The sequence below is a fragment of the Halobaculum sp. MBLA0147 genome (assembly GCF_041361345.1).
In the GTDB taxonomy this organism is placed as follows: domain Archaea; phylum Halobacteriota; class Halobacteria; order Halobacteriales; family Haloferacaceae; genus JAHENP01.
The window spans coordinates 108,028-128,576 of sequence record NZ_JBGKAD010000005.1 but is presented as its reverse complement, the minus strand read 5'-3'; the positions used below and the strand labels follow the sequence as shown (position 1 = coordinate 128,576).

The window sequence follows — 20,549 nt, the reverse complement described above, 5'->3', positions numbered from 1 at the left end:
GCCGCTAGTCGTGTGAACCGTTCAGGGGAGTGGCAGATTCTATGGTAAAGACTGCCACTCGTCACCACTAAGACCCCTGCACCCCACCGTTCGTTTATACCTGATGTCCGACTCGTCACCTGCTGACACAAAGACTGCCACTCAGCCGCAAGCAAAGACGTGGCTTCGACCAAGCGATGTTGAGCAGCTTCGAGACGCGTGTCTCTCGAGTGAGGTGCCGACCTATTTGCAGGATCGTAATGAGGCCTTGATCGCGTTGCTCTATGATACCGGGTTGCGTCGAGAGGAAGCGTCCCTCTTGGATGTCGACTACCTCGATCTCGAGGAGGGCGTGCTTCGCCTGCCGTCGGAGATTCAAAAAGGAGCGAATCCACCAGCAGCAACGCTCAAACTCGGAAAGTTCGGAGCCGACTCGACGCGCACTCTGAAACGCTACCTTCGGGACCGATGGAAAGACAGTGATGCCCTCTTTCCTTCACGACAGTCTGACCGCCTGTCACCACGAGCGATCACTCGCACGGTCAAACAACTGGCGGAAATCGGCGACGTGCGCCCACTCGTCGTCGACGGGGGCCGTGGTGACCCGACCGAGACAACGCCGCACACGCTGCGTCACTCTGTTGCCTACCGCGTGATCCGCGAAGAAGGTGGTCGTCTTGAGGACGTCCAGCTCAGACTCCGACACCAGAATCTCGAGACGACTGACCGTGTGTACTCACATCTCCGCACTCGGTAAGTACCCCCTGAGTGATGACAAGCGGCTAAGCATCCGGCGGTAGCAATTCTGTGTCACTCCTTTTGACCGGTTCTCCCGCCGTTCCCACTGGCAGGGCAACAGGACTGCCGTTGACCTGCTGGTGATTGGCTAACTAACACGCTCTAAGATGAGCGTGGAAGTGTTGGTTAGCCTGCAGCCTCCGACACGATCCGGTTTCACTACGAGTTGCACGACGGTCTATCAAAAACTGAGCAAATAACGCGATCTGTGTCTCTCATCTACTAACCACCATTATGATCGTAGAGGGACCATCGGTTCTCATGACTCTTCCACCCGAACTAGCTGCTGTTGAGGGCGAGGTTATTGAACAGTCCGACGAACCGCTCTCGTCTGACGACATTGATCAACACCATGCAGTCGAGATTCGATACAATCGACGGTACCCAAACCGCCTCAGTGATGGAATAGATTCAATCGTTGTCGCTGAGTGGGACGATGACCAGTATCTCATCAACTACGTTGGGTATGACCGTGGGCGTCTCATCGCCACTGATGACGGGATAGCTCGTCTTGGATCCGAACTGCTGGGTGATCGAGATCAGGTTCCAAAGTGGGTGATAGAACGGCGGGGGATCGGTGGGAAGCTCCCGTGGTGGGTGCCGGATGGGTACGAAGACGGGCGCGAAGTTGCCTGTCAAACCTGCGATGAGCTGACACCGGTTGGTGAGCTGCTCACACCGAGTGCCATCGGAGAGCAACCGATCTGTGAAGACTGCTGGGAGAACTCTCGATACACGCGCTGACGAGACTCATTCGCTACTGTGGTTGTGAGGATGTAGATGATCCTGGGAGGCGTCAGTCCAACTGCTCGGGTTGCCTCGTCGCTCGTGGTGCAGGGTCCCGGTAGTGACTTGACGGAGCGTGTTGACGAGTTTCGCTTCGGTCTTGTACGTCTCGACACGGAGATCCCACCGGGCCGTTGGCATCTCGGGTCATCATACTCGTCACCTCGTCCTCGTGGATGAACAATTTCTATTTTAATCAGCTGACCGAATGAGCCGACACTACTGTGTTATTGCGCTGCTTTGCCTGATGTTTCCAATAAGTTCTTTACTCTTCGAAGTTGTAGACATCAGCTCGTGAGAGGTACCCCTGCTGCGTGAAGAACTCGCGAATCTGTTCAGGGTCGAGTTCTCCCTGTTGCATTCGTACCATCGCGGCGGCGAACGCTGGAGCATCCATCAAGAGGACGCTGGTTTCAAGAGCGGCATCCGTTGTTTCGTCGGTAAATTCGGGTGCGCCCACCGTGACGAGGGCGTCACTACTATCACGCGCCTTTTTAACGACTTCTGTTGCATCATCCGTCCCAACTGCCCCGTCTAATTCGACTTTAGATTTGCACTCGAGAGCAATTTCAAATGGTTCTCCAGAGTAGGTCTGGACGTAGCTGCCATCGCTCGTATAGATGTAACAGTACGCTTCGGGGTCGTATCCGGGGCCGCTTTCGTCCACCTCATTAACCTCGATACTGGAGATCCGTTCCAGTTCATTGATCACGCAATTCTGGAATTCAAGCTCCCAAGTCGAGAGGAGTTGTCGGAATGTTTCTGCGTTGAGCCCCTGTTCGTAGACATCTAGAAGCACTGCATGGCGATCTTGTTCGACTCCATCTAGAAGCCTATTGACAGCGCTGCGCTTATAACGAAGGGCTCGGCGCCTTTTCATTGAAGTAACTATCTCTTGGACCGGAGTGTCAAGGAGTTCGTCCGGTGAGTCGATCCCGACCCGAGTCCGGAGATCGATGACGCGTCGGCGATTGCGTTCAATATCATAAGTGGCGAACGGGATCCCCTCTTTGCTGAGTCCGTAGTCGATGCGCTGGGCAAGCTGGGTTAGGTTTTCACCGTATTCGAGGTGGAAATCTGGCCGTGCCTCTTCGAGCACTTCTACCACGGAGGTGAGGATACGAACGAAAATAGGAGCGATTCGTTCGCGCACATCGGCGGTCCCCCAGTAATCGTCGTCGACCGCCCGCTCGTTATAAATTGTGGGCAGTTCCTGTTCGTTAATCCAGTCGTATATCACGAGCGCCGTCGTTATGACCTTATCGAACTCGTCGAGCTCGATGTGGGTGAGCCCGAGCGTTTCCCTGATCTCATCTCGCTGTTCCCAGTATCGGTTGCCATTCATAAACAGGCGATATCCGAGATCGAATTCCGGGGCTGTCGCAATGGTTACCAGCAGGTCCTGAATATCGATTTTGTCGGCGGTCTGGAGATAATCGATTACGAGATGAATAGACTGTGGGCTGACGAGTTGCTTGGAGGTGGCTGTGCCAAGCTGAGACAAGCGGAATTCCCCCGATTCCAAGTCCAACATATTCCAGCGACTGAGATCGCTGACGGCCTCGCCGACGCTGTCACCGATGTCAGCGTGAGTTACTGACTGTTCGTGACCGAAATAGGTCCGGTTCAGAAATTCAAGCAGATCTGGCATCGACGAATACTTGCGGACCAAATTCAGCAGTACACCATAGTGTTCCTCGAAATCGATTTGGGACTGGAGCGGGTCTATCCTCCCCTGAATGTAGTTAGAGACGATAGGGATAGACTGGTTCTCGTTCTGAGCAAACAGGACAGCTTCACCCGGTTCATCCAAGCGGGGGCGGCCAGCGCGTCCAGCCAGGTTCTTGTACTGGCTGACGAGCATCTCTGATCGTCCGAGCTTCGGCTCGAGGACGAACACGCGTTTGATGGGGAGATTGACGCCGGCAGCGAGTGTACTTGTAGCGACGACAGCCTTGATATGTCCATCGTCGAACCCCTCTTCTAGCACGGATTTAGCATGACGTGAGAGGCCAGCGTGATGGAATCCGATGCCGCTGTTGAGGCAGTTCTTGAGCTCGCCTTCCGTCTTTCCACCATCCGGTCCTGCCTCAATGCGTTCTTTGAGCGTCTTCAGTGCTTCTCTGTCCAGTCCAAAATCGTGGGATCGTTTGCGAGAGTCGATGAAATTAGCCAGGCTGGTTGCAGTCTGCTTCGTGTCGTTTCTGGTCGGAGCGAAGACGAGGGCTTGCCCCATTTCTTCGCGATCAGTTTCGCTAACAAGGAAGTCGTAAATGGCATTTGTCTTGGCATTCCCATCGAAATGGTTTCCAACGGCTTCTGTTCGGATCTGCGAGTCGTCGTTGTAAAATCGAATTTCCTGTTCCTGCGCGAGAGAAATTCCCTCGTGAAGGTCGTTATGCCGCCAGTCGGGAGAGTAGCTGAAGGACCCGCCAAGCCAATCACTGACCTCTTCTGGGTTGGGCGTGGTTGCACTGAGTCCGACGATGCGTACACTGGGATGATTTGCCATCAAGTCGGTGATAGAAACCTCGAGATTGGGACCACGAGTCTCGTCGGAGATCATATGGAACTCGTCGACGACGGCACAGCTAATATCGCCGACGTAGTCAGGGTAGTTGCGGAGGTAATAGTCGAATTTCTCGTAGGTCATGACGATAACCTGTGACTCGAACAGATCTTTGGGATTCGGATATTCAGTCTCCGTGGCTTTCTCGATCTCAAGTCCCATCATCCCGCCGAGGTTCTGATCGAACTCATCGTACTTTTCTTCGGCAATAGCCACATATGGAACCAAGTAAACCACGGGATCACCAGATGAAACCCATTCGTTGACTGAGATAAGCTCTGCAACCAGTGTCTTCCCAGTTCCTGGCGGAGAAACCATCAAGAAATTTGAATCGCCATTGGCTCCATCCTCGAACGATTTGACTTGAGGCGGCCACAAATCCGTGATACCACGATCATCCTGCAGGTGCTGAATGTGCTCACCCCATAAACTGTACGAGTCCGCAATGTCATCGAGATTCCTTGTCTCAGTCATATCTCAACAAATACACTGGATTTAGAAATAGGTTGGTGTTGAACTCAGGGGTTCAGCAGGAAGCCAGTCGAAAATTCTTCTTTTCTTCCGAATACCATCTCCGTATTACAAGGTTCTGTGGAAATCAACAGCAGAATGCGTCGATGGTCTGTTGGGCCGACCGAGAGCCACCTCCGGTGACTGCACTACTCAGATACAACCGTAACCTGTGTGATCTCGAACCGAGCACCACCATCGGAACTATCGACAACCTGGACATCCCACCCATGCGCGTCAGCGATCACCTCGACGATCGCTAGTCCAAACCCCGTTCCGTCTTCCGACGTCGAGTACCCACGATCGAAGATGTCCGAGCGGTCCGCTTCGGGAATTCCAGGACCGTCGTCACACACGTAAAAACCACCGTCGACTGAACCGACGGTGACCGTCACATCGGCCCCGACGTGTTCGATCGCGTTCCGGAAGAGATTCGCCAGCAGTTGCCGCGTCCGGTCCCGGTCGGCCCTGATGACTTGGTCGGTCTCGATCTCGAGTGTCGCCTCCGGCGTCTTGACTGTCTGCCAGCCTGTCCGTGCGACGGTCGACAACTCGACGGCAGTCGTCTCCTCGACCGCAGTGCCCGACCGTGCGAAGGTCAGCAGGTCGTCGATCAGGGCTGCCATCTGCTCGTGTGCGTCCGCTGCAGCCTCGAGATGATCGTTGTCCACTTCTTTTTGAGCGAGCGTGACCCGCCCCTGTGCGACGTTCAACGGGTTCCGTAGATCGTGTGAGACTGTGCTGGCGAACTGATCGAGGCGTTCGTTCTGTCGTTCGAGTTCCTGCTCTCGATGCTTTTGCGCGGTGATCTCTCGAAGGACGATCAGCTGCCCTTGTGTCGTCCCTCGGCCATTGCCGATCGGTGCGATATCGGGTGTGAAGTACCGCTCTGTCTCGCCGTCTACGATGCTGATCGTGTGAGTATCGGTCTCACCGGTAACGACGCGGCGAGCGTCGTCGGGGAGTGGTGCGAAGAACGCCTCTGCAGGGGTCCCGTGCCAGTCGGGGGGAGCGCCCACGATCGCTCGTGCCGCTGGGTTACAGTCGACGACCGTCTCGTCGTCGTCGAGCATGATAACTGGGTCGGGCATCTCTCTGACGAGTTGCTGCCGTCCGACCGGCGCGATCTCGAAGAGTCGGTACCGGAACGTCGCCACGGCGAACGCCACGGCTGTGATACCGTACGATACACCTGTCACACTCAACTCCGGTGGAACGATCCCGCTGATCAGTGATGCGCCTGCCACCAGCGGTGCCCCTGCTCCGATAGCGATTGCGACAGCGTGACCCGACTCGACGTCTCCGCGACGCCGGAGAAGGTACCGACCGAGCACGCCAGTTGCGAGAAGCCCCAATGCGTAGATGTAGAGGTTCAGAATCAAGAACGGCGGCTTGAGCGTCCGATCGAGTGTGTACCACTCTCCGAACCTGACCCCCAGAATCGTCACAGGGCCGTGTGTGACGAGCCCGTGGGCCTCGTACAGAAACTCTGGGGGCGACAGTTCCGATCGTACCGAACGTGATCGGCGTCGCGACCGCGATGCCGACCGTCCACCGATTGACCCACTGGGTGTTGTTCGTATACGCCAACGCGAACCAGAGAAGCGCGTAACTCGACACCCAGATACAGATGGTGTTGAGGAAGTTGAATCCGAGGAGCTTCAGCGCCGGCGACGTTACGACTCGGAGGAAGGTCTCTGCGAGCAGCGAAAGACTCAGTGCCCCCATCAGCACGACGAACGCGAGTAGATCGTTCCGTCGAACGCGCTGCAGGTACTGGCGTCGTCCGTAGCCCGCTAATGATGCTGTGATGAACAGGGAAACCACGAGAAGCGGTACTCCCGGCGGGACCTGCAGCATCACTTCATTACCAGGTACGAGCCAACATTATGTTTGTGATATCTCACTTTCATATCTGATTGTAATTCAGCTACACTTCAGTACGTGCTCGATCAAAACCGGCGCTCGTGAGGGACGTGACGATTGGAGGATTGGTCTAGCTAGCGAGGGTGTTCTGGGCACAGAGTGTCGCTACCCGGCACAAGACATTAGTTAGTGTAACCACCAAATTGTCACGTCAGGTGTGTCCCGCCTGCCACCGTGTCGTGTGCCTGCACACTGTGGCCGAGATCACTGACCCCCCTTTCCGCACCTGACCTCTCTCCCGACAGACACCGGCCGTCACCAGCCTGTTTACCGATGATCGCGCTCCGTCGGGGGTCTTTTTTCGAAACTCCTGGCTGGCCACTCTCGTCACCCGAGCGTGGTGACGATAATGTGCCGCACAGAGACGCTGCAGCAGTGAAGCGTCGTTGAGCGCATTCGACGAGGGCTTGCGACCACGGGTGTGCTGTAGCACTTTGCTCTCCACTATTCCTATTGCAATCGCGGTTCTATCGTCTGTATGGCCGATCCAGCGGTTGTCGAACGGTCCGATCCGGACGAGGTGTTCGGCCTCCTGTCGGACGACAGTCGTGTCGCTATTCTGCGAGCGCTGTGGGAGGCCGATGGGCACGAGGCGACGTTCTCGGAACTCCGTGACGCGGTTGTGATGCGTGACTCTGGGCAGTTCAACTACCACCTCGGCAAGCTGGTCGGACAGTTCGTCACCAACACCGAGGATGCGTACGAACTCACCCAAGCGGGTATCCAGATCAACGGCGCGATTGAGGCGGGAGCGTACACGGCTGCAGGCTCGCTGGAGCCAGTCACACTGACGGACCCGTGTCCCACTTGTGGAGGGGACCGGACACTCGAGTACGACGACGAAACCGTCCGAATCAGCTGTCAGTCGTGCCCGGTCGAGTATCGGATCGGTGTTCCACCGGCGGTGTTCGCCGGGCACAGCCGCGACGAGATTCCACGTGTCGCCGACCGGTATCTCCGGACGACGTTTCACCACATCACCAACGGGTTCTGTTCGTTCTGCGACGGCCCGGTAGCGCCGACCGTCGAGGTAGAGGAGCCTCCGGCACCCGATGGAGACGTGCCGTCCGACGAGTCGGCCGCCGACGCCGGTGACGATTCCGCGCAACCGTCGACCGTTCTGCTGGCCCAGTACACCTGTCAGCAATGTGGCTCCGACTTGACGATCGGGTTGCCCCAGGTGTTTCTCCACCATCCCGCCGTGGTCAGTTTCTACTACGACCACGGTGTCGATGTCCGTGACCGGCCTGTCTGGGAATTCAACCTCACCGACCCGGACTACCAGACCGTCCGTGGACGGGATCCGTTTCGCGTGGGTGTGACGTACGAGTGTGGCGAGGAGACGCTGACGCTCGTCGTCGACGAGACTCTCAATGTGGTCGCGATCGAAGAGTAGCGTGGCGGTGCCGAACACTCTCGGAAAGCGGCTCGAAGGTAGTGTCAGCCACGGGCTCGCTGGCTACTGTCGGGGGCTCCTATCGACCGACTCGATGTCGCTTGCCCAACTGGGTGAAAGCCTACCGCGACGAACCCACACCGAAGTCGGGGCTGTCACCGACTCCGCGTGATCCCTGTCGTGTCACCGTCTCTGACGGCGACGACATCTCCGTCGAACGCCGACGCCGCCTGTGTGACGAGTTGCTCTTCGTCGCCCTCGTGTCGTGGGGAGATGTGCGTGAGCCAGAGCCGGTCCGCGTTCGCCTCGGTAGCGACCTCACCTGCCTCGCGTGCCGTCGAGTGGCCTGTCGAGCGGGCGTGTCCTGCTAGATCCTCGCTGAACATCGCGCTGTAAATCACCAACGAGGCGTCTGCCGCTGCGTCGACGACTGCCTGCGTTGGTCTCGTATCGCCGGTGTAGACCAGCTTGCGCCCCGGTTGTGGCTCGGACAGGACGTCGTCGGGCTGGACTGTCTCCCCATCGGGTGTCTCGACGGACTGAACGGCCTGCAGCTGGCCGTACTTCGGGCCCGGACTGATGCCGAGTTCCTGTGCTCGTTCGGGGTCGAACTCGCGTTTTGCCGCCTCCTGGACGACGAATCCGTGTGAGTAGTCTGTGTATGGGGTGGCGAACGGGGTGACACTGTACTCGTCCGTCTCGACGGCCGGCTCGTCGCTGGTGTAGGTGTGGATCTCGACCGGGTAGCTGGGCTCTCCGTACGCGCCCTCGATCAGATCGACAGCGCGATCGTACCGTCCCGCGGGAACGTGCACGTCGAGTTGGCGGTCACGGTCGTCCATCTCCAACGCCTGGATCACGCCGGGGAGCCCGAGCGTGTGGTCGGCGTAGAAGTGGCTGATCAGGATGCTATCGACGTTCACCGACGCGTGCCGCATCAGCCGCTGACTCGAGCCTTCACCGCAGTCGAGAAGGAATCTGTCGCCGAACAACTCCATCGACACGCAACTCGTCCCGTACCTCGCGGTCGGGACACCGCCACTCGTTCCGACGGCCGTCACTCGCATATCCCGTTCTGGGCCGAGATCCACCTAAACGTTGAGAAGACGGACGGCTTCGCGATGTGAGGGTCGTATCCCTTGAGACGGGAGTGCTGGAGTATGTGTCTCGGGATCGAGCTGTCGCCAGCTCCCGAGAGAACGGACAATTCATCCTCAGCCAGTACCTCGCCTCGGTGTGAACGTCCTCGTCGCAGGCGGCACCGGGTTCGTCGGTCGCTCACTTTGCACCGTGCTGGACGAGCGTGGTCACGCCGTCACGGCCGCTTCTCGGTCGCCGGACGACGGTGTGCTTCCCGACAGTGTCGCGACGACTTCGGTTGACGTGACCAATCCCGAACTCGACGACGTAGTCCGGGGGTTCGACACGGTGGTAAACCTCGTCGCCCTCCCTTCACACGTGGAGCCGACGGAGCAGCGTCACAGCGACGTCCACTTGGCCGGCACACGACACCTCGTCGACGCGTGTGAACGCACTGGCGTCGAGCGCTTCGTTCAGATGAGTGCGTTGGGTGTCGACGCAGACATCTCGACTGCGTACTTCGATGCCAAGCGTGGCGCGGAACGGTGTGTCCGCGAGGCGGATCTGAACTGGGCGATCTACCGTCCGTCGATCATCTTCGGAGACGGGTGTGCGTTCCTGCCGTTTCTGGAGCGACTCACAGCTGCACGCGTCGTTCCGCTCCCGGAGGGTGGTGCTCTGCCCGTGCAACCGCTGTGGATCGGTGACCTCGCACCGATGCTCGCCGACGGCTGTACGTCCGGACGACACGTCGGTGAGACGTACGCACTCGGTGGCCCAGACCGCCTGTCGCTTCGGGACGTGGTCTCTCTGGTCCGCGAGGACGCCGTCGTGATTCCGGTTCCCGGGTCGGTGGCAGCGGTCGGCGCACGAGTCGTCAACGCGATTCCCGGTGTCCCGATCGGTGTCGACCAGTACCGCGTGTTCGACCTCGACAACACGACGTCGAACGAGGCGCTGGCTGCATTCGACGTCACGGAAGCGAATCTGCGCTCGCTCCGTTCGTACCTAAGCTGACCCGTCGATTGTTGCGTGCGGTGCTCTCTGATCGATGCTCACAGGCCTATCGAGCGCGGAGGGATGGTGTGAACCACGACAGGATCCACGCCCAGCCGCCGAAGACGGATCCCGAGACGTGGCGGACTGGGGAGATCACCGACATCACCGAGCGTGACGGCCACGCCGTCTTTACGGTCGCCGTCACGGACGCGACAGCCGATAGTGGTGACGACGGCTCGACCCCAGAGACGGTCGAGTTGACCGTGACGTACGCCGTTCGTGATCTTGTCGTGTCACGGGTGGACGGGGACGCAGAGGACTCACCGATCGGCGAGTCGGTGTGGTTCCGACCCCGTGGTGGCGGGTGATGTGTATCATCTGGAGTGCCTATGGGATTACTCTCACACCCGGCGAGGCTTTACTCTGAGCCACGGTGAAGAACGCTATATGTCGCGGTACGTCGTCTCAGATCACCACTTTGGGCACGCGAACATCATCGACTACTGCGACCGGCCGTTTACCTCGGTCGGTGAGATGAACACTGTCCTAACGGACCGCCACTTCGAGACTGTCGACCCCGAGGACACGGTGATCCACCTCGGCGACATCGCGATGGACATGCAGGACGGAACCGAGACGGCCGAGCGCATGAACGCGCTCGGTGTCGATCTCCTCGTCTAGGGGAACCACGATGTCGGTCTCTCGGACGGACAGGCTCCCAGCCCAGTCGTCGATCAGTGTTGCCTCTCGCACGACGGCTACGAGTTTCTCTGTGTCCACCGTCCACAGAACGTTCCGGACTCTTGGCCCGGCTGGGTGATCCACGGGCACCACCACAACAACGACACCGACACCTTCCCGCTGATCGACGCTTCCGCCCGACGCGTCAACGTCAGCGTCGAACTCCTCGAATACAGCCCCCTCACCCTCGGCACGCTCACCACCGTTCTCGGCGAGTGGCCCGAACAGACACATCTCGAAACGATCTCCGACCTTCGGTCATGGGCAGCCGATGTCGGGCTACAGGTGGAGTGAACCGCCTCGGGGTCAAGCCCCGAGGCACTCGCCTTGCTGATCTGTAGAACGCCGAGAAGCAAACTGTCGTCTCGTGTATTGCGACAACGTCACTCGGTTCGGATCAGTGCTAGGCAACTCCGTATCTGACACGCTGAGGTAGTTGAGCGTAGGGTAGTTCAAACTACCCTATCTCAAACTACCTTAATCAGCAGTACTATCGGGGAGGCCCCGAACTGTGAATGTATGGACGCGTTCGTCGACCGGAATACCGATATTGCGGCCCTCCAAGAGCGGTACGATACTGACGAACCCTCGCTGATTACCGTCTGGGGCCGTCGCCGGGTCGGGAAGACAGAGTTAGTCGAACACTCGATCCGTGACCGAGACGATGTCGTCTACTACCAGGCCACCGAGACGACCAAGCAGGTGCAACTCGACGACTTCGTCGCCGAGGCCGCTCGGACCTTCTCGGGCATCGAACGCATCCGGCGCGAGTGGGAAGATGTGCTCGGTTATCTCTTCGAACAAGACGCGTTGATCGTCCTCGACGAGTTCCCGTTCCTGATTGAGGCCGACGAGAGCCTTCCGTCGGTCGTCCAACGACTGTGGGATCACGACGTCGACGGCACGAGCACCACGTTGGTACTGGTCGGATCGTCGATCAGTATGATGAAAGAGAAAGTGATGAGCGGCGGAAGTCCACTTCATGGCCGATTCGATATGCGCTTGCAACTGACGGAACTGCCGTTCGACGCCGCGGCGGAGTTCTTCCCTGACTACGACCCCGAGGAGATGGTACTGGCGTGGAGTGTTTTCGGCGGGACCCCGCATTACCTCCAAGCCGTTGACGACGACCGCCCGCTGCAGAGGAACATCCGGGAGGCCGTTCTCTCGAAGCGTGGCTTCCTCCACGACGAACCCGAGTACGTCTTGCGTACCGAACTGGAGGAGCCGAATCGGTACTTTTCGATCCTGAAGACGATCGCTGCCGGAAACAAGACCTCCAACGAGATCGCACAGGCGGCCGGTATCGACTCGGATCAGATCAGCCACTACCTGAAGAACCTCCGAGACCTAGAGATCGTCCGTCGAGAGGTTCCGGTGACCCAGAATCCCGCACAATCTCGCCGCGGGCAGTACGTGTTACAGGACGCACTGTTCCGGTTCTGGTTCCGGTTTGTCTACGGCCAGGGCGAGAAGTACGACCGAGCAGGCACTGACGCTTACGAGGACTTGATCGAACCACACCTCGCGGACGCCGTCAGCTCGAAGTTTGAGGAACTGTGTCAGACAGCCGTACCCCACCTCTACGAGGAATACACGTTCGACCGAATCGGCCGCTGGTGGTATCAGGAGCAGGAGGTCGACGTGATCGGCTTGACGGCCGGCGATACGGTGGTCGCCGGAGAGTGCAAATTCACGAGCCAGCCGATGGGATACGACGTGCTGAGCGACCTCGAAACCGACGTCGAAGACATCCGCTGGACACCACAGGGCGGCGCGGATGTCGATCATGAGTTCTGTCTGTTCACTCGAAGCGGCTTCAGCCGGAGTCTGATCGAGGCCGCAGCAGAACGCGATGATCTCCGCCTGTTCTCCATCGAAGACATCGTGGCCGCATTCTGATTCTGTGTCATTGCGCTGCCTCGTGGCTAGTTACGTACCTCCGGTCGATGGTACCCCAAGTTGCGATATCGCGATGCCAGCCGCGGCAATCGGCGTTGAGAGCAAATGTCGGTGACCGCTCTGACAGGAACTACAGAAGTTCATCCAGAGGGACGAAGCTAGCCAACACGGTCGCACCGCTCGTGAGTGAGGTGCCGGCCTCATACGAACACTACGACGGCATTCGTGAACTGTCTCAGATGGGCCACCGTCGGAAGACGGCCGACGAATGACCGCTACCCCTATCCGTGCGGTGGTGTCTGTTCACGAGTGACGAGCGCCAACACTGAACAGACGGTCGTCGGTCACCGGGATTTCTGTGGAAGACGACCACTGATGGTCGGCGGCAACTGGTTGTCCCTCAGCGAGCCTGTCCTGCGGGAGAACATTGCAGAAGTCGACGACGTGAGCGACACCACCTGCCGCTGATTGATTAATGTCGTCGTGACTGCGCTGTTGGTAATCGAATAGACTTTTTGAACGTCGGGTCCGTCGCTGGTGACATGACGGCCGAATCGGCCGAAGACGTGCCACTAGCCGATCATCCCGACGTGAATCCGACACGTGGTCAGTGGTACGACCGCTCACTGGCGTACCTGGAAGACGAGGTCGCTGACCACCGAGAGGCGCTGGTCGCCGACGTAGATGGTCAGGTACTCGATTTGGGCTGTGGCACCGGCACTGCTTTCGAGCAGTTCCCGGAGGAGGCCGAAGTCCACGCGCTTGATCCAGAACGTGACTACCTCGCGTGGGCGACGACGAAGACGGACGGAGTCCACCTCGCTGCCGGCCAAGCAGAGTCGTTACCCTACTCTGCAGACACGTTCGACGCCGTCGTCTGTTCACAAGTGCTGTGTTCCGTCGACGACGTTCCCACCGCACTCGACGAGATCGCCCGTGTCTTGTGTTCCGACGGCCGCCTCCACTTTCTGGAACACGTCCATTCCGACGGGGTGGCGGGTCACGTCGAGTCAGTTCTGACCCCACTTTGGAAGCGTGTCGCAGACGGGTGTCGGTTGAATCGTGACACTCTCTCCCGGATCGAGGCCAGCCCGCTCACTGTGACTGATGTCGAACGGTTGTCGCTTGGCCGTGTCCCACCGACGACACACATCAGAGGGGCCGCTCGGCAGGTCGATGACTGAGTCATCCGTTCATATCGATTCTCGGCTCCACCGTCTCACCGATCGCTTTCTCGAGTCCAAGCGGGGCAACTGGCTAAACTAAACGACAGTAACCGCGACGGGTGCCACAGCGAGTCGATCGGCCTTGATTTTGAAACCACAGTATGACCACATAGGGGCCCACATAGGAGGACAGCGAATCGTTGGATCACAGCGAACCAGGCACTCGATGAACTCACTGCCTAGACTGGCCACGTAGGAAGCAAGGGCACTCCGTCTTTCCACTGAATCGCCTCTATCGCCGCCGGGAACTATCGTAATCGGTCATCGAGAACTGGGAGGGGGTGTGCATCGAGAAACGTTGCACCGTACCGATCGACCGTTGTGTCCTTGTGAGTGAGTTGGACGTGACAGTGTCCGAGCTCCGAGAGACCGCATCGTACGCTTCTCGCGTGCCCTCGTCACTGTGATTCATACTCAGTGCTTGCTGGTCGTCCATCCCTATCGTTTCGGCTGTCAGTGCAGCGTCTTGGTTCGCACCGATGAATAGGAACTCCCAGCCGTCCTCCTCCTGATACGTCTCGATGCGATCTCGAACTACGTTTTGAGGCGTTTCTGAAGCGTTTTTTGCCGTCGGTCAGGATCGGCGAGCTTGTCGGGCCGTCAGTCGCCGTCGTCGTGGCGACCGCCGTCGGCCACGACGGGAGACTGTCCGCCGTCGACGGTCCGGTCCGTGAGCTCGAACTGTTCGGCGGTTACACGCAGCGTCTCGGCTTTTTGTGCGATCCCGTCCACGGTTTCGGCGACCTCGGTGATCGTCTCCACCTGTCGGTCGGTCGCGTCGACCGCCTCTTTCGCGTCCGCCGCGTTCTGTGAGCTGATCTCTTCAACCTCCTCGATCATCGCCGTCACCTGTTCGGTCGTCGCAGCCTGATCGTCCGTCGCCCGGTTGATGTTCTGAATGCGCTGGTTCGTTTCTCTGACCGACTCCCCGATTCGTTCTAACATCTCGATCGCCGTCTGAGTCGTCTCGTTCGACTCGCGGAGTCGGGCGTTCGCCGTCTGCATCCGCTCGGCGGTGTTTTCTGTCTGGTCGCTCACCTCCGTCACCAGCTGCTCGATGTCGTCGGCACGGTCGCCCGCCTCCGCCGCCAGTGACTTGATCTCGTCTGCCACCACGGCGAACCCGTCGTTTCCGCCGTCCGTGTCCGCCCGCGCTGCTTCGATGTTGGCGTTCAACGCTAACATGTCCGTCTGCTCGGCCACGTCGCCGATCACGTCGGCGAACGCTTCGATCTGCTCGACGTGTGCGACCAGTTGTTCGACCTGTTCGACCGCCTCGCTCGTCACCGTCTCCACCTCGTCCAGTGCAACGGTCGCCCCCCGTGCGGCGTCTTCCCCCCGGTCGGAGAGTTCGACCGCGGTCTCTGCTCCCTCGGCGATCTCGTCGGTGGTCGAGGCGATCTCCTCGACGGTCGCTGATAACGCGTTCATCTCGTCGACCGCCGATTGGAGTTCCGCACGCTGCGTGTCGGCGTCGTCACTGATCGAACGGACGGTCGCAGAGACGTTCTCGCCTGCGCGTGCGACCTGATCGGCGTTCTCCGAGAGGCTGTCCATCGAGTCGGCGACCTGATCGGCGAACGTTCGCAGATCACCGACCGTTTCCGCCAGCTGATCGGAGACGTCGTTGATCGCAACCCCCAGCTGGCGCATGCTCTCGTGGTTGGCGTCAGGATCGACCTGAACGGTCAGATCGCCGCTGGCGATCGCCGCGAGCGCGTCCTGATACTCGTCCGCCTTCGACCGGAGGTGTGTCGACATCTCCTCGGCCTCGGACCGGGCCCGTTCCGCGTCCCGTTGTGCCCGTTGTGTCGCCTCGATCTCGTCTTGGAGTTCTCGGCGCATTTCGTCGACACCGCCGTACAAATCCCCGATCTCGTCCGTTCGGTCGGAGGACACCCGCACGTCTAACTCACCGTCCTCGATGCGGGCCACAAGCGACTGGAGCCGGCGAAGCGGCCGAACCGTGTGACGGGCGAAGCCGACGGCTCCGACGGCAGTCGTCACGCCCACCACGCCGAGCAGGAGCAACAGATCGAGTCCGACGACCTGGCTGAGCGCGTACGCGTTCGACCGCGGAACGTGCGTCATGACGACCCAGTCCGTGCTGGCCACCGGCGCGTGTCCCATGACTAGTTGTTGTCCGTTCATCGTCATCTGCACGACGCCCGTGCGCCCGGCGAGTCCGCGCTTGACGGCCATCGAATCGACCGACTGGTCGTCCGACGGTCCCATGTTCTGTGTCCCGACCTGGTCGCTTCGCGTCGAGAGCACTACCTCCCCGTTCGAGTCCACGATATGCATCCACCCGCCGTCCGCGGACGGTTTCGTGAGCGTCTTGGCCCACCGCTTGAGATCCACCATCATCACCACGTACCGATCGGTGTCGGGAACCGGACTGATTACGGCGATCACGTCTCTCCCGCTCGGCGCGGTGAACGTGTCCGAGACCATCGCCTGACCGGCCGACAGCTCGTCGACCTTCGTCGCCCACGGCACGTCGTTATCCTCTGGGCGTTCGCCGACGAACTGGTCGTTGGTGCTTTTCGTGATCGTCAACGCGCCGTCTCGCGGCTCGACGAGGTGGATCGCGGCCACACGCTCCGAGATTCTGTCCGAGTCGAGCTGTGAACGGAGAAACTCGGAAATCGAGTCTGACCCCGAATCATACGACCCATCCTGTATCGAGTTGAGCGTCGGTGCGCCAGACAACAAAACCGCCTGTGACCGGATGCCCTGGACCTCCTTTTCCAACGCTACCGACTGGAGTTCCGCCTCCCGGGTCAGTTCCTCGTTCGTTGATGTGCGAACATTGTCCTGTGTCGTCTGGTAGGTGTACGCGCCCGCAAGAGCCACGATGGAAAAGATCAGTGTCACACCGACCAGGAGCTTTCGCTGGTAGTTCGATAAGAACGCTTCACGGACTGTTCCCGGAACGGTCGACGCTCCTCCCGACATTTTATGGTCTACTCTGAACGCTTCGGTATAAATGACTCCCGAAATCTATCATGATTGATAATAATGAATGGGGTTGGGAATGGGTCACGCATTAATTTTTATCTCTAAAATTACAGTATCACCACCCGCGACCCCCCACACGGGGGCACAGCGATCTGCTGTCGTAGAGCGAATTCAGTGATCGAAGTGGTCGCGAGGTACTCGCTCACGCAGTCAGGTGGACAATTCCTATCGCGAGCGACGAGCGATTGCACGCACTACTGGCGACGGTGAGACAGCGCGAGGTCCCGCTGAGACAGATGGGAAGACAGCAAAAAGAGGGTGGTACCAGTGCCGACATGACAGACACCGAGCGTAAGACGATTCGAGACACGCTGATGGACAGCGAGTACGCGATGAACGACGTGCACGTCAGTGGATCTCAAGCGTGACGAAGTGGGTGACGAACACACCGGCTACGACGGACGGCACCTCGCCTGATAGGAGCCACTTTACGGCTGGTAGCTGACCATTTGTTGACGAATGTGGTTCGCCAGTCCGTTCTCCACCCAAATAACCCCTAGAAGGCTACGATTGTCTGTGTCAGACTCACCCGACATCGATATAAAAACGGGCTGGAAAAACAGTGTACCCGAGACACTCGGGGCCAATGCGGTCAGCGAAAAGAGGATCGACGCCGGGAACACCCACCAGTATGTGGGGAACTGATCGACTGGAACCCCGGCACGATAATCTGTGTAAGTCCGTACGCTACTTTGACGACCGCGTGGGAGCCACCGACACTGACCCTCCTGACCCCTACGAGTCCTGTGACCATCACCAGGAAGGCACCACACGGAGTCGACTGATGAACACTACACGGCACCGCGACTCCATTACATACTCGAATCCTCAATGCGAGATAGTGAACGTCACGGGTGCCGAGAAATCAAAGTCATTGCCATCGTCGGCGAGGGTGTGCGGAGCGCCGCCAGGAGTCGCATACCGGTGTCGCCGACGGCGACTGGCCGGGTTCCAGGATGCCCGGCCAGTAACCGAGCTAGTGCACCCGTATCCCCACACGGGCACGTTCGCGTTTCCCTCGGGAACAGGGGGAAGGGGTGGCGAGGAGCCGGGGGCACCGGGGTAAGGTGACCCGTAGCCGGACGTGTTGAAGTACTCCTGCCACCCACAAACATATAATGTCCCCACACATTTGAAACCCAAATTGACGACTCGCTCACCCGGTAACGTGACCGTAACTCCCTGACAGCATACTCACTGGACGGGTTTGACCATCGAACGCTCACACCGGATGACCGTGAGTATTATTCCTTGAACGAGGTCGTCTGCCTGTCTCTTGTGTCGGATCCGGAGCCTGCACGTAGATTGATTCGGAACCGTTCCAACACGTCGTGACCCAGCAACACCGTGACTATGACCGTGGTAGCAACGGTTATGTCTCGGCTGGACATATCGGCCCCCAATTAAATTGGGTGGAACATTCAATATATATGTGACAGACAGACTCCTAGTATACGACGCTGAACCGGCGTGGGCACGACGCGTCGCGTCGTTAGTTGAGCGGACGGCGGTGGAACTCGAACTCGTACCATGGCAGGCACCCGGGGTGCAAGCGTTATTGAATGCGCAGTTTGACAGTCAACCGTTTGTCTTCTTAGTGGTTGATCTCGAATGTGACACGGTGTATGCGGGCAGTGAGACTGTGGGTCGCCTCTTCCGACAGTGGGGCGTGCCGACCGTAGTCGCCGAGTTGTTCGAGAACGCCTACCGAACAGTCGCGAACCCGGTCGGGCGTCGTCTCCACGGTCGTGAACCGGCTGATCTTGACGGGGTCTTCTCTTTGACCAAAGCGGCACGGGCCCACGCCGAATCACTCCACCGAACCTGCCAGTCACCGGCGTGTACGAACCGCATCTAGCCCCATCGGTCGTATATCGATAAGGACGGGAGCGCTAGAGTCTCTCACCCGATTATCCCAAGATGCCCTGACGACACCGACAGACGATGCGGTCCCGACATTCTCGGCGGCGGTCGGAAGGTGCGACCACGAACTGTTCAAATTAACGGACTACCTCAGCGACACGGCGGTGGTGTTGGTCTTCTTTCCCAGCGCTTCACATCGTCGTGTACTAACGGGAGACCATGCTCCAAAATCATCCTGACGCGTTCGGGAAGACCGGCGCGACCGTGCTGGATGTGAGCTGCTGCTTTTCGATTATTGAAAAATATGCAGGCTGGCAGTCTCACATTACCACCCGACGGCGATGTCCTCACAGTCTCGCCCGATTCAGGGGCCTCAGTCGTCGGCCGAAGTGGCCGCCGTCTCACTGTCGGCAGTTGCCAGCCTCTCGGTCACGTCTTCTGTCGTGACTGTTTCGTGAGCAATGAATCCGAAATTAGTGTGGGCGGCCTCTAGAGCTTCTTCCCCCGCTGCTGCCGTCGCGTCTGTCACGGTGATCACCTCGAAACCGTTCTCGACGGCGTCTCGGAGGTGGGACTCGACACAGAGGTTCGCGCTCATCCCTGCGAGAACGAGGGTGTCGATCCCACGCTGGCGGAGCTGCGTTCCGACGTCGTTACTCCAGAACCCCGAGAGTTGCTTGTGCGGGGAGAGGACGAACGTGTTGTCGTCCGGTTTGAGTTCTGGCACGAAGTCACTGCCAGTCCCGTCCGCGTCGAACATCCGCGTGTCGAACATGATCTGATCGATCGTGTTCAGTTTCTGCCAGCTGTCGAACTCATCGTCGGTGTACTCATGTGGTGAGTAGATCACCGGCACATTACCCTCGCGGGCTGCCTCACGGAGTGAGACCAATTTCTCGACGACTGCGTTCTCCTCAACTGTCTCACCGACTTTGTCCCACACGACGCTGTCGGGTTTCAGGAAATCCACCTGCGGGTCCGTGATCAGGAGTGCGGTGCTGCTCGCGTCGATGTCTACGTCTGCCATCTGGGTTACCTCCAGTAACTTGGTACGGGTCGGTAATGTAAGAGTCCGAGGTGAGGAGATGGTAACCTCCTGTGCTACCGGTTACGTCACAGGTTTTGAACACCTGTCTCGGTTCCTGACCGGTGAATTTCTGATCCATCGTTGTCCACTACCAGACGTAATCTCGTAACGTAGGGAAACCCTTTCGACAGCCCAGATTCTGTACACTCGTATGTCCAGTAAAGACTGCCTTCCAGTGTGGTGTCGAGGTGAGGAGTGGTGTCCGGTCACCTCGACTGCGTTGTTGATCGGAAAAAAGTGGCATCCGGTTGTTGTCCAGCGACTCTTGGCGGATGGACCGATGGGGTTCAGTGAACTCCAAGACGCGGTAGATGGTGTTTCCAGCAAAGTGCTCTCCGACGTGCTAGAAGACTTAGAAGAGAAGCAACTCGTTTCACGAGAGATCGTCAGCGAAAAACCGTTCCGAGTCAGTTACTCACTCACCGACCGGGGGGCGGAACTGGAGCCAGTGATCGAGGCGATGGACGAGTGGGGACGAACGCACCTCCGGCCTGCTTCTAACGAGGAGCAGTCTATCGTCTGACCACCGGGGAGTCTTGCAAACCGGATCCAGTTGTGACCTCTCTAGATGTTCAAAGACGAAAGGAGTAGATAGTAATGGTTTCGCAGAATTATCTGACTCACGGTCATAAGAATCGTACTTGCGAATGAGTCGCAAATACACAC

Annotated in this window: 17 protein-coding genes; 12 read left to right on the top strand and 5 right to left on the bottom strand. The window is 58.7% G+C overall.

What is annotated here, in order from left to right:
- Window positions 1–103 precede the first annotated feature (103 nt).
- Together RYH80_RS19435 and RYH80_RS19430 are read left to right on the top strand one after the other, a co-directional pair.
- Entirely contained in the window at window positions 104–736 is a 633-nt protein-coding gene (locus RYH80_RS19435; RefSeq protein WP_370905752.1) for a tyrosine-type recombinase/integrase, read from the top strand.
- A gap of 275 nt (window positions 737–1,011) precedes the next feature.
- Window positions 1,012–1,521: a hypothetical protein gene (locus RYH80_RS19430; RefSeq protein ID WP_370905751.1), complete on the top strand. Its 510-nt coding sequence runs from the start codon at window positions 1,012–1,014 to the stop codon at window positions 1,519–1,521.
- Window positions 1,522–1,828: 307 nt separating this feature from the next.
- Here RYH80_RS19430 and RYH80_RS19425 read toward each other — a convergent pair whose 3' ends face one another.
- A complete protein-coding gene (locus tag RYH80_RS19425) occupies window positions 1,829–4,606 on the bottom strand; it encodes a DEAD/DEAH box helicase (RefSeq protein WP_370905750.1) in 2,778 nt (925 codons plus the stop codon).
- A gap of 185 nt (window positions 4,607–4,791) precedes the next feature.
- Window positions 4,792–6,126 (bottom strand): ATP-binding protein, encoded by a 1,335-nt coding sequence (locus RYH80_RS19420; RefSeq protein ID WP_370905862.1) that lies wholly within the window; start codon window positions 6,124–6,126, stop codon window positions 4,792–4,794.
- A gap of 920 nt (window positions 6,127–7,046) precedes the next feature.
- On the opposite strand from RYH80_RS19420, the gene RYH80_RS19415 reads away from it, so the two are divergent.
- Window positions 7,047–7,964, top strand: a complete 918-nt coding sequence (locus RYH80_RS19415; protein WP_370905749.1) for a winged helix-turn-helix domain-containing protein — start codon at window positions 7,047–7,049, stop codon at window positions 7,962–7,964.
- A 155-nt stretch (window positions 7,965–8,119) separates the two neighbouring features.
- Here the strand turns inward: RYH80_RS19415 and RYH80_RS19410 are convergent, their stop codons facing one another.
- Window positions 8,120–9,031, bottom strand: coding sequence for an MBL fold metallo-hydrolase (locus tag RYH80_RS19410; protein WP_370905748.1), 912 nt, complete (start codon window positions 9,029–9,031; stop codon window positions 8,120–8,122).
- 169 nt (window positions 9,032–9,200) lie between these two features.
- Here RYH80_RS19410 and RYH80_RS19405 point away from each other — a divergent pair, with 169 nt between their 5' ends.
- From RYH80_RS19405 to RYH80_RS19375, 7 genes are all read left to right on the top strand, one after another.
- Entirely contained in the window at window positions 9,201–10,061 is an 861-nt protein-coding gene (locus RYH80_RS19405) for an NAD(P)H-binding protein (protein ID WP_370905747.1), read from the top strand.
- 68 nt (window positions 10,062–10,129) lie between these two features.
- Window positions 10,130–10,411 (top strand): DUF7861 family protein, encoded by a 282-nt coding sequence (locus RYH80_RS19400; protein ID WP_370905746.1) that lies wholly within the window; start codon window positions 10,130–10,132, stop codon window positions 10,409–10,411.
- Between the two features lie 79 nt (window positions 10,412–10,490).
- Window positions 10,491–10,724, top strand: a complete 234-nt coding sequence (locus RYH80_RS19395) for a hypothetical protein (protein WP_370905744.1) — start codon at window positions 10,491–10,493, stop codon at window positions 10,722–10,724.
- A gap of 135 nt (window positions 10,725–10,859) precedes the next feature.
- Window positions 10,860–11,078 carry a hypothetical protein gene (locus RYH80_RS19390; protein WP_370905742.1) on the top strand — a complete coding sequence of 73 codons (219 nt, stop codon included), beginning with the start codon at window positions 10,860–10,862 and terminating at the stop codon, window positions 11,076–11,078.
- A 225-nt stretch (window positions 11,079–11,303) separates the two neighbouring features.
- Complete coding sequence (locus RYH80_RS19385; RefSeq protein ID WP_370905741.1) at window positions 11,304–12,686, top strand: ATP-binding protein; 1,383 nt, start codon at window positions 11,304–11,306, stop codon at window positions 12,684–12,686.
- A gap of 309 nt (window positions 12,687–12,995) precedes the next feature.
- A complete protein-coding gene (locus RYH80_RS19380; RefSeq protein WP_370905740.1) occupies window positions 12,996–13,154 on the top strand; it encodes a hypothetical protein in 159 nt (52 codons plus the stop codon).
- Window positions 13,155–13,228: 74 nt separating this feature from the next.
- Window positions 13,229–13,870 (top strand): class I SAM-dependent methyltransferase, encoded by a 642-nt coding sequence (locus RYH80_RS19375; protein ID WP_370905739.1) that lies wholly within the window; start codon window positions 13,229–13,231, stop codon window positions 13,868–13,870.
- A 642-nt stretch (window positions 13,871–14,512) separates the two neighbouring features.
- Here the strand turns inward: RYH80_RS19375 and RYH80_RS19370 are convergent.
- Entirely contained in the window at window positions 14,513–16,789 is a 2,277-nt protein-coding gene (locus tag RYH80_RS19370; RefSeq protein ID WP_370905738.1) for a methyl-accepting chemotaxis protein, read from the bottom strand.
- A 1,576-nt stretch (window positions 16,790–18,365) separates the two neighbouring features.
- Between RYH80_RS19370 and RYH80_RS19365 the strand changes: the two genes are divergently transcribed.
- Window positions 18,366–18,791: a hypothetical protein gene (locus RYH80_RS19365; RefSeq protein WP_370905737.1), complete on the top strand. Its 426-nt coding sequence runs from the start codon at window positions 18,366–18,368 to the stop codon at window positions 18,789–18,791.
- Window positions 18,792–19,169: 378 nt separating this feature from the next.
- On the opposite strand, the gene RYH80_RS19360 is transcribed toward RYH80_RS19365, so the two are convergent.
- The gene (locus RYH80_RS19360; protein ID WP_370905736.1) at window positions 19,170–19,823 is read right to left on the bottom strand and encodes a cysteine hydrolase family protein; all 654 of its coding nucleotides are present in this window, start codon (window positions 19,821–19,823) and stop codon (window positions 19,170–19,172) included.
- Window positions 19,824–20,034: 211 nt separating this feature from the next.
- Between RYH80_RS19360 and RYH80_RS19355 the strand changes: the two genes are divergently transcribed.
- Window positions 20,035–20,406 carry a winged helix-turn-helix transcriptional regulator gene (locus tag RYH80_RS19355; RefSeq protein WP_370905735.1) on the top strand — a complete coding sequence of 124 codons (372 nt, stop codon included), beginning with the start codon at window positions 20,035–20,037 and terminating at the stop codon, window positions 20,404–20,406.
- Window positions 20,407–20,549: the final 143 nt, after the last annotated feature.

Bases quoted from the DNA above. Each gene is read 5' to 3' on its own strand.
- RYH80_RS19435 (WP_370905752.1), top strand. From the start codon at position 104: ATGTCCGACTCGTCACCTGCTGACACAAAGACTGCCACTCAGCCGCAA.
- RYH80_RS19430 (WP_370905751.1), top strand. From the start codon at position 1,012: ATGATCGTAGAGGGACCATCGGTTCTCATGACTCTTCCACCCGAACTA.
- RYH80_RS19425 (WP_370905750.1), bottom strand. From the start codon at position 4,606: ATGACTGAGACAAGGAATCTCGATGACATTGCGGACTCGTACAGTTTA.
- RYH80_RS19415 (WP_370905749.1), top strand. From the start codon at position 7,047: ATGGCCGATCCAGCGGTTGTCGAACGGTCCGATCCGGACGAGGTGTTC.
- RYH80_RS19410 (WP_370905748.1), bottom strand. From the start codon at position 9,031: ATGCGAGTGACGGCCGTCGGAACGAGTGGCGGTGTCCCGACCGCGAGG.
- RYH80_RS19395 (WP_370905744.1), top strand. From the start codon at position 10,491: ATGTCGCGGTACGTCGTCTCAGATCACCACTTTGGGCACGCGAACATC.
- RYH80_RS19385 (WP_370905741.1), top strand. From the start codon at position 11,304: ATGGACGCGTTCGTCGACCGGAATACCGATATTGCGGCCCTCCAAGAG.
- RYH80_RS19375 (WP_370905739.1), top strand. From the start codon at position 13,229: ATGACGGCCGAATCGGCCGAAGACGTGCCACTAGCCGATCATCCCGAC.
- RYH80_RS19360 (WP_370905736.1), bottom strand. From the start codon at position 19,823: ATGGCAGACGTAGACATCGACGCGAGCAGCACCGCACTCCTGATCACG.
- RYH80_RS19355 (WP_370905735.1), top strand. From the start codon at position 20,035: ATGTCCAGTAAAGACTGCCTTCCAGTGTGGTGTCGAGGTGAGGAGTGG.